The organism is Pseudolysinimonas sp. (assembly GCF_051954455.1).
GTDB lineage: Bacteria > Actinomycetota > Actinomycetes > Actinomycetales > Microbacteriaceae > Pseudolysinimonas.
This window is the reverse complement of the sequence record NZ_JBQCHS010000023.1, coordinates 1-13,516: the sequence shown is the minus strand read 5'-3', so window position 1 is coordinate 13,516 and position 13,516 is coordinate 1. Positions and strand designations below refer to the sequence as shown.

Sequence of the window (13,516 nt, the reverse complement as noted above, 5' to 3'; positions counted from 1 at the left end):
GCCCGGCCAGCGCCCGCTCCGCCTCAGCCCGCCTCGACCGCGCGGCGCAGCCCCGCAGCGACCAGCTCCTGCTGGTCGGCGGTGAGATGCGGGAACATCGGCAGCGAGAGGATCCGGTCGGCCGCGGCCTCCGCCACGGGGAAGGCGCCGCGCGCGATCCCGAGACCGGCGTAGGCCGGGCTCAGGTGCACCGGGGTCGGATAGTGGATGGCGGCGCCGATGCCCTCCTCGCCGAGCGCGGTCAGCACGCGGTCCCGCCGGTCCACCTGCACGACGTAGAGATGCCAGACGTCGATGTTGCCCTCCCGCGATCGGGGCGCCGCGACTGCGTCGATGTCGGCGAGGAGCTCGGCGTAGCGGTCGGCGGCGGAACGACGCGCCGCGTTCCAGCTCTCCAGCCGGCGCAGCTTCGCGCTCAAGGCGACGGCCTGGACGGCGTCGAGCCGGCTGTTCATACCGATGCGCTCATGGACGTACTTGACGGAGCTCCCGTGGGCGGAGAGCTCGCGCACGGCATGGGCGAGCTCTGCGTCGCCGGTCGTCACCGCACCGGCATCGCCCATCGCCCCGAGGTTCTTACCCGGGTAGAAGCTCGTCGCCGCGATCCTGCCCACCGCACCCGCACGCCCCGCCGGCGAGCTCGCCCCCTGCGCCTGCGCGTTGTCCTCGACGACGGGAAGGCCGTGCCGCTCGGCGACGGCCAGGATCTCGGTCATGGGCGCCATCTGGCCGTACAGGTGGACGGGCACGATCGCGGCGGTGCGCGACGTGACCGCCGCATTCGTCGCGTCCGGGTCCATGAGCAGATGGTCGGGATCGACGTCGACGAGCACCGGCACTGCTCCGATGCGGGACACCGCCTCCCCGGTCGCGATGAAGGTGTTCGCCGGGAGGACGACCTCGTCGCCTGGCCCGACGCCGAGCGCGCGCAGGGCCAGCTCGATCGCATCGGTCCCGTTGGCGACCCCGACCGTGTGCGTCGATCCGATGTAGGCGCCGAACTCGCGCTCGAAGGCCGACACGGGCTCCCCGCCGATGAAGGCCGACGTGGCCAGCAGCTGCTGCCAGCCGGCCAGCACCTCGTCGGCGATCTCGGCCTGCTGCGACACGAGGTCCAGGAACGGCACCTTCACGAACGGTCCCCCATCTTCTCGGCCGGTACGCCGACCCAGGTCTCTCCCGGCGGTACATCCCGAAGGACGACCGCTCCCATTCCGATCAGCGCATCCGCACCGATCCGCAGATTCTGCCGCACCGCGCCGCTCATGCCGAGGTAGGCGGCCTCGCCGACATGGACACCCCCGCCGAGTCGCACCCCGGCGGCGAGAGTCGCGTAGTCGGCGATGACGTCGTCGTGCGTCAGGACGACGTCCGGCATGGCGACGACGTGCCGCCCTACCGTGACGTCGGCGGTCAGCACGGTCCCCGCCAGCAGGATCGATCCGGCGCCGACCGTGCACCCCGCGGGGATGCGCACCGAGGCGTCGATCGCCGTCGCGAAGCGCTCGTCACCCGCGCCGATCCGCTCGACGATGCGCCGGCGGGCCGCGCCCGATCCGGCGCACACGAGGAGCTGCTCGGGTCGCTCGCGGGCCAGGTCGATGCCCCCCAGCACGGGTCGGCCGCCGATCTCGGCGCCGACGCGCGCGGGGTCGTCGTCGAGCAGGCCGATGACGTCGATCCCGGGCAGGTCGGCGCCGAGGACCTCGCGCGCGAGACCGCCCGCGGCGAGCAGCAGGACGTCCATGTCAACCGGCGGCGACGGCGACCGGCGCCCGCACCGCGTCGATCACGCGCTGGAGCTCCTCATCGGTCATCTGGTGGAAGACCGGCAGGATCAGGGTGTCGTCGGTGAGGTGCTCCGTGACGGGCAGCGGCACGCCGCCGGTGTCGCGGTCGGCATAGGCGGGCTGGCGGTGCGCGGCCATGATGCCGCGACGAGCCGAGATGTCGGCCTCGGCGAGGTGCACCATGAGAGCCTCGCGGTCGAGCGGATACGGGGGGCCGACCTCGACCCAGAGCGACTGGAAGTTCGCGGTGCCGTGCTCCGGGTCCGCGACGACGCGCAGACCCGGGATGCTCCCGAGCGCCGCGCGATACGCCGCGGCGATCCCGCGCCGGCGCGCCACGATCGCGTCGAGCCGACCGAGCTGCACGAGCCCCACGGCCGCCTGCATGTCGGTCATGCGGTAGTTGAAGCCGATCTCCCCGTACTCCTCCGGGGGCGCGATCACGGCGGCGGCACGATCGGCGGCCGACACGCTCATCGCGTGCTCGCGCAGACGACGCGCGCGCGCGGCCCATTCGGCGTTCGGGGTCGTCAGCATGCCCCCCTCGCCGGTCGTGAGCAGCTTGCGAGGGTGGAACGACCAGGCGGTGAGCTCGGCGCCGGCACCGACGGGCCGACCCTTGTAGGTCGACCCGGCGCCGCAGGCGGCGTCCTCGACGACGAGGATGCCGCGCGGGTCGCAGAGGGCCCGGATCGCATCCAGGTCGACGGGCACGCCGCCCTGATCGACGACGATCACGGCGCGGGTGCGCGGGGTGATCGCCGCCTCGACGGTCTCGGCCGTGACGTTGCCGGTCATCGGGTCCACGTCGGCGAACACCGGACGGGCGCCGACGTAGGTCGGCGCATTCGACGTCGCGATGAACGAGAACGACGGCACGACGACGTCGTCACCGGCCTCGACACCGCCGACGACGAGGGCGAGGTGCAGCGCGGTCGTGCAGTTGGAGAGCGCGACCGCGTGCTCCGCCTGCATGCGCTCGGCGAAGGCCGCCTCGAACGCGGCCACACGCGGGCCCTGCGCAACCCAGCCGGAGGCGATCGCCTCGGCGACGGCCTCGGCCTCCTCCGGTCCGAGCCACGGTTTCATGACGTTGATGCGGCTCACGCCGGCACCTCCGCGCGACCGGCCGCGATCTCCTCGCGGAGCGGCTCCCACCAGGCGACGAGCTGGCGGAGCCCGTCCTCGAGGCCCGTGGTGGCCTCGAATCCGAGATCGCTACGCGCGGCCTGCGTGTCGGCGAGCCGACGGACCACGCCGTTCACGGCGCGCTCGGGGCCGTGCTCGACGGAGAGGTCCGATCCCATGACCCGCAGGAGGGCCTCGGCGAGGCCGAGCAGGCTCGTCTCCTCGCCGCGCGCGATGTTGTAGACGCCTTCGACGACATCGCTCTGCGCCGCGAGCACGTTGGCTCGGGCGATGTCGGTCGTGAAGACGAAGTCCATCGTCTGCTGGCCGTCGCCGAAGATGAGCGGGGGCTTGCCGTCGGCGATGCGCTCCATCCATCGGACGAGGACCTCGGTGTACAGGCCGTGGACATCCATGCGCGGGCCGTACACGTTGAAGTAGCGCAGCAGCACGTAATCCAGGCCCTGCATCGCGCGGAAGCTGCGGATGAGCCCCTCGTTGAACGACTTCGCGGCGCCGTAGAGGGTGTCGTTGGTGTGGTGGTGGTGACGCTCCGTCGTCGGGAACTCCTCCGCCATCCCGTAGACCGAGGCGCTGGAGGCCGCGACGAGCTTGCCGACGCCGAGCTCTGCCGCGGCCTCGACGACGTTGAACGTTCCGTCGACGAGCACTTCAAGCGCGAGACGCGGCTCCTCGGCGCACTGCGTGATGCGGATCGCGGCCTGGTGGAAGACGGTGTCCTTGCCGTCGACGAGCCGTCGCACGACCGCGCGGTCGCGGATGTCCCCCTCGTGGAGCTCGACCCGACCGGTGGCGAGCGCGTCGTCGAGATTGGCGCGGCGGCCTCGGACGAGATTGTCGAGGACGTCGACGTGCGCGACACCCGCATCGAGCAGCTGGTCGACGAGCGTCGAGCCGATCGTGCCGGCGCCGCCGGTGACGAGGACGTTCTGGCCGCTGAGATCGGTCATGGGAAGGGACTCCTAGTTGGGGGATGCGGTGACGGCGAAGGGGGCGCCGTTCTGGGCGAGGCTGCCGCGGGCGGCCTCGAGAGCGGACAGCACGCGCAATCCGGCCCGACCATCCGTACGGGCCGGACGACCCTCCGTGATGCTCGCGGCGAACTCCGCCGCCATCGCCGAGAGGGCCTCGCGCTCCGGGAGCGCCGGCGACCAGGTGTCGCCGAGACGGTAGGAGACGGTGGCGGCGGTGCGGTCGGTGGCCGATTGCTGCGCGAGGTCCACGCCCCGGTCGTAGACGCTGAGGCGCTGCTGCGGGTTCAGATCGTCCCAGACGAGGGTGCGTCGGGATCCGCCGATGACGACCTGGCGGATCTTGGTCGGGCTGAGCCAGTTGACGTGCACGTGGGCGACGCCGCCGTTCGCGAGCGGCATGCTCAGGTAGCCGATGCAGGCCTTCCCGGCTCCGAGCGGATCGGCGCCCTGGGCAGCGACCGACGCGGTCTGCAGGCCCCCCGGAAGGACGAAGTCCATGATCGAGAGGTCGTGGGGCGCCAGATCCCAGAAGACGTCGACGTCCGGTTGGATCAGCCCGAGGTTGATACGCACCGAGTCGATGAAGAGGATGTCGCCCAGCTCGCCCGCCTCGACGAGCTCGCGGATGCGGAGGGCGGCCGGGGTGTAGCAGTAGGTGTGGTCGGCCATGAGGACCAGACCGCGCTCGTCGGCCTCGCGGACCATCGCCTCGCCGAGCTCCCGGCTGTCGGCGAGCGGCTTCTCGACGACGACGTGCTTGCCCGCCCGCAACGCGGCCATCGCGATGGGGTGATGGGTGCGCGCCGGCGTCGCGATGGCGACCGCGTCGATCGAGGAATCGGCGAGGACGTCGGCGAGATCGGTCACGACCGGGATCCCCCCGAGCGACGTGGCGAGCTTCTCGGCACGCGCTCGATCGAGATCGCAGATGGCGGCGAGATCCCAGTGCTCGCTGGAACGGAAGTTCCGGGCGAGGTTGGGACCCCAGTATCCGGCGCCGATCACGGCGATGCTCAGGGTGGAGGTCATGATCTTCCGGCTCAGTGCGGTGTGCTTCGATTCTGCGTTCGGGGACCGGCGATGGCCAGTCCCCGAACGGAGGTCAGCTTCCCGGGGTCTGCGGCGCGAACAGCAGGTCGACCCAGTAGTTGTGGTTCGACAGGGCGTCCGGGTAGGCGCTGCCGCTCGAGTACGCGGCTCCCTGGGCCGGCACCGTGATGTGGCCGCTCGTCAGTCCGTTCGCGAGACCGTTGAGGTCGACGGCGTAATTGCCCGTCGTGCTCCGCAGACCCACGCGGTACTCCTGCCCCGGCAGGATCGACACCGGCTGACTGAACTGTGCCACCTGCCAGCCGCTCGCCGTCTCGTTCGTGAAGGAGACGGTCGCGAGGAGCCCCTTGTCGGGGCCCCACAGGTAGCCGGTGTGCGTGCCGGTGTTCGTGTCGCCCTTGTAGAAGCGCACCGCGGTCACCGTCCCGGCGACGTCCGTGCTGAAGCGCACGGCGACCTGCACGTCGGTCGGGTCGTTCCACGCGGCGTTCTGCGGCGTCGCGTCGAGGGCGAAGATCGAGTCGCCCGTGACCTGGGTGGGTGCGGCGGTCGTCGTGAACGACCAGGTGCCCCCCGCGACCGCCGCGCCGCCCGCCATCACGGTCGCCGTGTAGGCGGTCGACCATCCGAACGGGGTGGTGGGCGTGAAGCTCACGGTCCCGTCGGTCGCGGAATACGTCGAGGCTCCGTCGACCGTCGCTCCGCCCGGGGCGGTCACCACCAGGCTGGTGCCCGACGCGCCCGAACCGGTGACCGCCGCCGTCACGGTGAGCGTCGGGGCGACATCCGTCGTGCCCTGCGCCGGGTTGGTCGTGCCGACGGTCACCGACGGGGTCGCGGGCGGCGTGCTCGGCGTCGTGGGCGGCGTACTCGGCGTCGACGACGTCGACGGCACGAACGTCACGTCGACGCCGTAGTCGGTCGCCCCCCACGAGCCATCCGGCAGGGCGGGCGTCGAGCCGTAGTTGTACCGGCCGTTGACGGCGTCGGCGGTCAACGGCCCACTGGTGCGCGTCGTGCCGAAGTAGCCGCTCGTCGAGGCGTAGTGCCCGTTCGGCGCGTGGTACGACACGATGTACGTCTGCCCGGGGACCACCACATAGGGGGTCGCGAGGGTGGCCGTCTGCCATCCGCCCGCGGTCTCGCCCGTGAAGGTCACCTGCGCGACGCGCGTGCCGTCGGGCAGCCAGAGCGAGCCGGTGTGCGTGCCGGTGTTGCCGGACCCCTTGTAGAAACGGATCGCGGTCACACTGCCCGCGGCCGAGGACGAGAACGCCATGCCCAGCTCCACCGACCCCGTGTCGTCCTCGGCGGCGACCGCGGGTGTCGGCGCGGCGAGGTGGAAGCCGGCGTCAGGGGCGCTCGCGGCCGCCGTCGTGAACGACCAGGAACCACCCGTCACCGTGCCGCCCGCGATGGAGACCGTCGCCGTGTACGTCGTGCTCGTCGCGAGCGGTGCCGTCGGGGCGAAGGTGACGGTGTGGCCGACCGGGTCGTTCGTGACGGAGCCCGCCACGGCGCCCGACGGACCGGTGACGGCGATCGTCGGCTGTCCCGCAGAGCTCTCCGCGGACATCGTCGCCGTGACCGTCGCGGACGTCGGCACCGCGGTGGCGTCCGCGGCAGGCGAGGTCGAGGCGACCGTCACCGGTGCGGCCGAGCCGGCTGTCGTGAACAGGACGTCGACGAAGTAGTTCGACGCGTTCCAGCTGCCGGTCGGCATCTGACCGCCCGCCCCGTAGAGATAGCGGCCGTTCTGCACCGTGTCCGCGCTGAGCGGGCCCGACGAGTGCATCGCCGAGAAGTACCCGCTCGTCGAGGCGTAGTGGCCGTTCGGCGCGTAGTACGACACCACGTAGTGCTGGCCGGGGGTCAGCGCGACCGGGGTCGCGAACGTGGCGGTCTGCCAGCCGGTGGCCGTCTCATTGGCGAACGTGACCGTTGCGAGCCGCTGCCCGGTCGACGACCACAGAGAGCCGGTGTGGGTGCCCGTGTTGCCGGTGCCCTTGTAGAACCGGACTCCGGTGACGCTGCCGGCCTGCGAGGCCGTGAACGACATGCCGAGCTCCACCGCGCCGCTGTCGCTGTTCGACGCGGTCGCCGGGGTGTCGTCGATGAGGTGGTAGCTCGCACCCGGCGGCGCCTGCGCGGCCGTCGTGAACGACCAGGTGCCGCCGCCGAGCGCAGTCGACCCGGAGGACACGGTGACCGAGTACTGCGTCGACCACGCGAGCGGAGCGCCCGGCGTGAACGTGATCGTCCGCGACGCGGCGTCGTACGAGCTCGTGCCCGCGACCGCCGAGCCGCTGGAGGCGACCGACAGCGTCGGGATCGTCGAGCCGGGGTCGGCCGAGAGGGTGGCGGTGATCGGTGCCGTCGGCGCCACGGCTGCGGCATCCGAGCCGGGGGCGTGCGACGTCACCGTGAGCGGCACCACGGGCGCGGCGGTGCTGCGCATGAAGACGACGTCGACCGAGTAATCGGTGGACGTGGTCGAGGTCGGCATGCCGGATCCGTACGTGAAGACCCCGCCCTGCGCGGGAACGGTGAGCGCCCCCGAGACGTAGTCGTTCGTGAAGCGGCCCGGGGTGACGGAGTAGTTGCCGGTCGTCGACACGTACGAGACGACGTACGTCGTGCCCGCCGTCAGCGCCACGGCCGAGGTGAAGTAGGCGGTCTGCCACCCGCTCGCGCTCTCGTTCGAGAAGGTGACCTGGGCGAGCTTCGTGCCGCTCGCGTTCCACAGGGTGGCGATGTGCTGGCCGACGTTGCCCGGGCCCTTGTAGAAGCGCAGGCCGACGATCGATCCGCTCACGCTCGGGATGAACTTCGAGCCCAGCGTGACGCCCGTGCCATCGCTCACCTGCAGCGTGGTCGGCAGCGTGCTGTCGGGGAAGATCGTGCACGGGCAACCGGTCTCGGTGCCCGCGGCCGCGACCGTGAAGGTCCACGTGCCGCCGGTCGACAGGGGCGTGCCCGTCTGGCCCTGGGCGGTGACCGTCGCCGTGTACGAGGCGCCGGCCGCGAGGGCCGCCGCCGGCGTGAAGGTGATCACATGGCGGGTCGAGTCGTACGCCGACGTCCCCGCGACGAGCGAGCCCTGCACGGACTTGACCGTCAGCCCGACCGTGGCGTCGTTGATGCCGCCGGTGAGCGCGGCGCTGATGGTGGTCGCGGCGGCGACGCCGGTGGAGCCGGGCAGCGGCCACTGCGACGCGACCGATGGCGGAGTGCTGTCCACCGTGTCGAACACGGGGTCGACCCAGTAGTTGGTGCGCTGGTAGTCCTTGGCCGGGTAGGTGCCCGGATCTCCGTAGACGCCCGGCGACGGCGCGGCGTACGAACCGTCGACCGTCAGCGGCGGCGAGGCCTGGGCGGAGTACGCCCAGTAGTACGAGTCGCCGGCGTAGTGGCCCGACGGCGCCGTGTAGGACACCGTGTACTGCTGTCCGGCGACCACCGGGACAGGCGAGCTGAACGTGGCCTTCTGCCAGCCGCTCGCGGTCTCCCCCGTGAAGGTGACGCTCGCCAGACGCGCCCCGGTGGCGTCCCACAGCGATCCGGTGTGGACACCGGTGTTGCCCGCGCTCTTGTAGAAGCGCACGCCCTGGACGTACCCGTTGGCGGCCGGAGTGAACCGCAGACCGAGCTCGACGCTCGAGGGGTCGCCGGCGTCGGGCGTCGTGGGGACGGTCGCGCCGAACACGGTCGCGGCTCCCGTGGACTGCACGGTCACCGTGGTCGGCGTCGAAGGATAGTTGCCGCTGTCGTCGATGCCCCGGACCAGGATGCGCTGGGCGCCTTGGCCGTGCTGCACGTACGTGTACGTCCAGTTGGTGGTCCCCCGAGCGGGATGCCAGGTCGTGCCGCCGTCGGTCGAGACCTCGACGCCTGCGACGACGCCGCCGACATCGCTCGCCGTGCCCGTGACGGTCACGCTGGCGCCGTTGGCGATCGAGGCGTTGGCAGCCGGGGTGGTCACCGTGACGGTCGGGGCGGTCGTGTCGGTGCTCGCCGTCGTCTTGACGAGACCGCTCATGATCGTGAGCGGCTGCGCGCCCATGTCGGCGAGCAGGTTGACCTGCGCCTGCTGCATCCGCGGATCGGCGGCCGCGCCGTTGCCGTCGTGGTCCTGGTCGAGTCCCCAGGTCCACTGGATGCTGCCCGCCGAGAAGACCCGCGCACCGCTCGGCGCGCGATACAGCGTGATGTGGTGCGTCGTGGTGCCCGGCGTGACGACGCTGCCGAAGTCGCGGAGGTACTGCGGCGTCGAGCCGACCGTGGTCGACATGTCGATGAGCCCGGCGGGTCGCATCCCGTTGTCGACGTCCTCGTCCGACTCGTACCCGATCGTGTGGGGCGCCAGGGCCTGACTGGTCCCCGCCGCCATGGTCGCCAGGCTGGTGTTGCGCCAGATCCGGAGCTTGCCCTCGGTCGAGGAGACCGTCACCGGCAGGTCGTCGGAGTTCGACATGTACATGGTGCCGGTGAGGGTGTTCTCGGGTCGGCCGGCACCGGCGGACGGCGGGGCGAAACGCGGGTCGCGCCAGGTCCCGGTCCAGGTCGTCGAGGGGTCGATCTTCGCGTTCGACCAGGTCTCCTTGTACGAGACCAGCGTGCGGTACCCGCCGCCGGAGGGATCGACGGAGGAGGACTCGTACCGGGTGTGCCAGTAGACCTCATTCCCGGAGAGGAATTGGAGGTTCAGGCCCTTGTCGCGGGCCGCCTCCACGTTCGCGCGCTGTCCCGTCGACCAGTACTCGTCGTGACCGACCGACAGGAACACGTTGTGGTTGGTGAGGAGCGAGCCGTAGCGGTCCGTGTCGACTCCGGCGATGTAGCTGACGTCGTAGCCGTTCTGCTCGAGGAATCGGACGGCGGGGTACTCCGCGCTGAAGTAGTTGTCGTGGTTGGTCGAGCCGTCCCGCGTCATCAGCGGCCGGTTGTAGCTGATCTTGTAGGCGCGGCCCACCGCGGCGCCCTGGTAGAAGTCGGCGCCGCCGTAGGAGTTGTAGGCCTCCCAGGTCGGATCGGAGGTCTGGAAGACGACCTGCGAGTGGCTCGCATCGTTGCGCACGATGAACAGGATCTGGCTGGTGCCGCCGGTATCGGTCCGGGTGAGGTCGGCGACGTAGACACCGGAGACCGCGGTGGCCGGGACGGCCCAGCTGGCCGAGAGCGCCCAGTTGCCGCAGTCGTACAACTGGGTCGAGACGTCGCTCACACATTGCGGCTGGGTCTGCGGCAGCGCGGCGGAGGGCGCGATGGTGGCGATCAGGCGCGCGCCGTTGCCCTGGTAGTACCCGGTGCGGAAGATGCGGATCGAGTACTTGCTCGCGTCGGTCTTGACCTTGAAGCCGATCGTCGACCCGGCGTTGACGCTGATGTCGGTGGCGAATCCCTGGATCGTCGCGTCGCCGGCCCCGTCGATGTCCCACTGCGACTCCGGAGTCCCCGGCTTGCTGTTCTCGCAGACGATGGCGTTCGAGCCGGTGCCGCACGGATCCGTGACGGCCGCGCGCGCGGGGGCGGCGGCGGCCACACCGACGATCATCGAGGCCGCGATCGCCGCGACCATCGCCACACCGAGGGCGCGCAGTCGCCGACGGGACGCCGGAAGGCCGGCGACGCCTTCGCGCGTCGCCGGCCGGAGCTGAGAGAGATGGACCATGTTCAGTAAGCCCCCGCGGGATCGATGACGACCTTGACGGTCCGGAAGAGGATCTTGAGGTCTCCCCAGATGGACCAGTTCTCGACGTACAGCAGATCGAGACGCACGCTCTCGTCCCAACTGAGGTCGGACCGACCGCTGACCTGCCAGGCACCGGTGAGGCCCGGTTTGATGGTCAAGCGACGGTGGACGTGCGCCTCGTACTCGGCGACCTCGCGCGCCAGCGGAGGACGCGGCCCGACGAGGCTCATGTCGCCGACGAAGATGTTCCAGAGCTGGGGCAGCTCGTCGAGCGAGTACTTGCGCATGATCGCGCCGACCCGCGTGACGCGCGGGTCGCGCTTCAGCTTGAACAGGACGCCCGAGCCCTCGTTCTGCGCGACGAGCGCGGCGAGGTCCTGTTCGGCCGTGACAACCATCGAACGGAACTTGAACATCGTGAACGTCGAGCCGTCGACCCCGATCCGCTCCTGACGGAACAGGGCCGGCCCCTTGCTGTCCAGTCGGACCAGAACGGCGAGGATCCCGAGCACGGGGGCTGCCGCCAGGAGAGCCGCTCCCGACACCGCGACGTCCATCGCCCGCTTCACCACGTGCTTGGCGCCGGAGAACGTCGGCGACGCGACACGCAGGAGCGGGAGCCCGGCCGAGGTGTCGAAGAAGATCCGGCCCTGGCGGACGCTGTCGAGCGTCGAGGCCAGCACGAGCTCCGTCGGCGTCCGCTCCAGCTGCCAGGCGAGCGACTGGAGGAACTCGGCGGAGTCGTGCGGCGTCCCCGCGACGATGACGGCGTCGGCGCGCGTGATCGTCGCGGCCTCGTGGACGGCGTCCGCACCGCGGAACGCCATGATGTCGCTCTCCGGGAGCTCGGCGCCGCTGGAGATGTCGCCGATGCGGACGATCCCGCCGACGACGTACGACGCGATGGGGGTCCGGCCGAGTTGCCGGAGCACGAAGTCCACCTGAGGACCGGTGCCCACGATGACGGCGCGGGGCAGGTGACGGCCGGCGGCACGCGCCTTGGCGAGACGCACGCGCCAGACGCCGCGGCCGGCGAGCAGCAGGGCGAGGCCGAGGGGCAACGTGACGAGCAGATCGGCGCGGACGTCGAGGCCGGGCGCGAAGGCCGCCGCCGCGGCGAGCAGACCGAACGCGGCGGCCGATCCGGCGACCACCGCGCGCGCATCGAGGCGAGCCGCGACGACGCGACGGAGCTCGTGCGGCGCAGCGGCCCGGAGCGCCGCGAACCAGACGATGCCGAGAAGGATCAGCATCCCGGCGCGGAGCGACGCGTCGGGCGCGATGCCGAGGACGACGTCGACCCCGAGCCCCGCTGCGATGGCGACGAGGATCGCGGCGAGGTCGACGAGGCGCCGTTCGAGGAGACGCTGGCGGGACCAGATCGATCGCTCGATCGGTCGCGCTGCGGTGACGGCCGACCGCAGGTCCGCCCTGGTGGGCGTGGCCGCGGTCATCGCTCCGCTCCGTGCGGGCGCGTGGCGCAGGGGTGCTGCGAGGTGCTGAGAGAGGGCGCGTCGATGTCGTGGGGGACGACGGACACGCTGGGGGGCGCGTGCATTGAAGACCTGTCGGGGGGTACAGGTGGACGTCGAGCTTGTGATGCTGAGAGTGCTGCGGGTTGCGCTCGACGCTTCGTCGGGGGGGCGAAGCGTCGTCAGGTTATCGAGGCATTCCCGAGAACGTCAAGCGCCAAATGTGAAGAGATCTTCATAACTGCCCACGAATAGGGGGACTGCGCGGAAATGCCCCCCTTTTTGGGGAGGTTCTCAACCTTGTCCGGTATTGTGTGGCGCTCCGCGATCGATCTCTCGCAAGGGGGATGATGCGGGTGCATGCGCGTAGTCGGGGGGTTATCCGATCGCGTCAGAGCACGCCGGTGGTTGGCCCGCCGGGGGGCGTCGCCGACCACCGGCACCTCATCGAACCCCGGGCCCGCAGACTCCGGAGCGCGTAGCGTCGAGCCGTGACCGATCCTCTCGTGACGGCCGCCGAGCTGCGGGCGATCCTCGACCCGGGGCTCCCGACCGGACGGCGACCACGGCTCCTCGACGTGCGCTGGCGCTTGGACCGGCCGGACGGGCGCGGCGACTTCCGCGCCGGGCACATCCCCGGCGCCGTCTACGTGGAACTCGACCGCGAGCTGGCCGCGGACGGGGCGCCGACCGACGGCCGCCATCCGCTGCCGTCCCGCGAGGCGCTGCAGTCGTCCGCCCGGGCGTGGGGCGTGAACACGGGCGACACGGTGGTCGTCTACGACGATCTCGGCGGGATGTCGGCGGCGCGCGCCTGGTGGATGCTCCGCGATGCGGGGCTCGCCGACGTGCGAGTGCTCGACGGCGCCCTCCGCGCGTGGCGCGAGGCCGGCTTCGAGCTCGAGACCGGGGACCCCGCCCCGCCGGAGCCGGGCGACGTCGTGCTCCGCGCCGGCGCCCTGCCGAGGGTCGGCATGGACGACGTGGAGGACCTCGCACTGACCGGCGTGCTGCTCGACGCCCGCGCCGCCGAGCGCTACCGCGGCGATGTCGAGCCGATCGACCCGCGCGCCGGCCACATCCCCGGGGCGGTGAGCGCCCCGACCACCGCGAACCTCGGCGCCGACGGCCGCTTCCTCGATCCCGACGCCCTGCGTGCGCGGTTCGCGACGCTCGGCGTCCGACGCGATGCGCCGGTCGGCGTGTACTGCGGCTCCGGTGTCACCGCTGCGCATGAGGCACTCGCGCTGGCCGTCGCGGGATTCGATGCCGTGCTCTACCCCGGCTCCTGGAGCCAGTGGGCGAACCACCCGGACCGCCCGGGCGCGACCGGGCCCCCCCCCGCGGAGAAGAGTCGCCCCCCCGGCGCGGGGGGGGGGCGCGCGGGCG

General features: G+C 71.6%; 8 protein-coding genes. 1 reads left to right on the top strand and 7 read right to left on the bottom strand.

The genetic code is table 11. The features are described from left to right. Positions 1-23: 23 nt before the first annotated feature. From ACTHM3_RS10695 to ACTHM3_RS10665, 7 genes are all read right to left on the bottom strand, one after another. Complete coding sequence (locus ACTHM3_RS10695; protein WP_440406082.1) at positions 24-1,133, bottom strand: DegT/DnrJ/EryC1/StrS family aminotransferase; 1,110 nt, start codon at positions 1,131-1,133, stop codon at positions 24-26. After that, complete coding sequence (locus ACTHM3_RS10690) at positions 1,130-1,747, bottom strand: NeuD/PglB/VioB family sugar acetyltransferase (protein WP_440406081.1); 618 nt, start codon at positions 1,745-1,747, stop codon at positions 1,130-1,132. Before ACTHM3_RS10690 ends, ACTHM3_RS10695 begins: the two co-directional genes overlap by 4 nt. 1 nt (position 1,748) lies before the next feature. Next, positions 1,749-2,879, bottom strand: coding sequence for a DegT/DnrJ/EryC1/StrS family aminotransferase (locus ACTHM3_RS10685; RefSeq protein WP_440406122.1), 1,131 nt, complete (start codon positions 2,877-2,879; stop codon positions 1,749-1,751). Between the two features lie 14 nt (positions 2,880-2,893). Continuing rightward, positions 2,894-3,889, bottom strand: a complete 996-nt coding sequence (locus ACTHM3_RS10680) for an NAD-dependent epimerase/dehydratase family protein (RefSeq protein ID WP_440406080.1) — start codon at positions 3,887-3,889, stop codon at positions 2,894-2,896. A 12-nt stretch (positions 3,890-3,901) separates the two neighbouring features. Continuing rightward, entirely contained in the window at positions 3,902-4,942 is a 1,041-nt protein-coding gene (locus tag ACTHM3_RS10675) for a Gfo/Idh/MocA family protein (RefSeq protein WP_440406079.1), read from the bottom strand. Positions 4,943-5,015: 73 nt separating this feature from the next. Then, positions 5,016-10,634 (bottom strand): DUF4082 domain-containing protein, encoded by a 5,619-nt coding sequence (locus ACTHM3_RS10670; protein WP_440406078.1) that lies wholly within the window; start codon positions 10,632-10,634, stop codon positions 5,016-5,018. Between the two features lie 2 nt (positions 10,635-10,636). After that, positions 10,637-12,109, bottom strand: a complete 1,473-nt coding sequence (locus ACTHM3_RS10665; protein WP_440406077.1) for a sugar transferase — start codon at positions 12,107-12,109, stop codon at positions 10,637-10,639. A 524-nt stretch (positions 12,110-12,633) separates the two neighbouring features. Here ACTHM3_RS10665 and ACTHM3_RS10660 point away from each other — a divergent pair. Further along, positions 12,634-13,516 (top strand): sulfurtransferase (locus ACTHM3_RS10660; protein ID WP_440406121.1); only part of this gene is annotated, 883 nt, incomplete at its 3' end.

Excerpts from the sequence above, each read along its gene's own strand:
- ACTHM3_RS10665 (WP_440406077.1), bottom strand. The coding sequence starts at position 12,109 with ATGACCGCGGCCACGCCCACCAGGGCGGACCTGCGGTCGGCCGTCACC.
- ACTHM3_RS10670 (WP_440406078.1), bottom strand. The coding sequence starts at position 10,634 with ATGGTCCATCTCTCTCAGCTCCGGCCGGCGACGCGCGAAGGCGTCGCC.
- ACTHM3_RS10690 (WP_440406081.1), bottom strand. The coding sequence starts at position 1,747 with ATGGACGTCCTGCTGCTCGCCGCGGGCGGTCTCGCGCGCGAGGTCCTC.
- ACTHM3_RS10685 (WP_440406122.1), bottom strand. The coding sequence starts at position 2,879 with ATGAAACCGTGGCTCGGACCGGAGGAGGCCGAGGCCGTCGCCGAGGCG.
- ACTHM3_RS10680 (WP_440406080.1), bottom strand. The coding sequence starts at position 3,889 with ATGACCGATCTCAGCGGCCAGAACGTCCTCGTCACCGGCGGCGCCGGC.
- ACTHM3_RS10675 (WP_440406079.1), bottom strand. The coding sequence starts at position 4,942 with ATGACCTCCACCCTGAGCATCGCCGTGATCGGCGCCGGATACTGGGGT.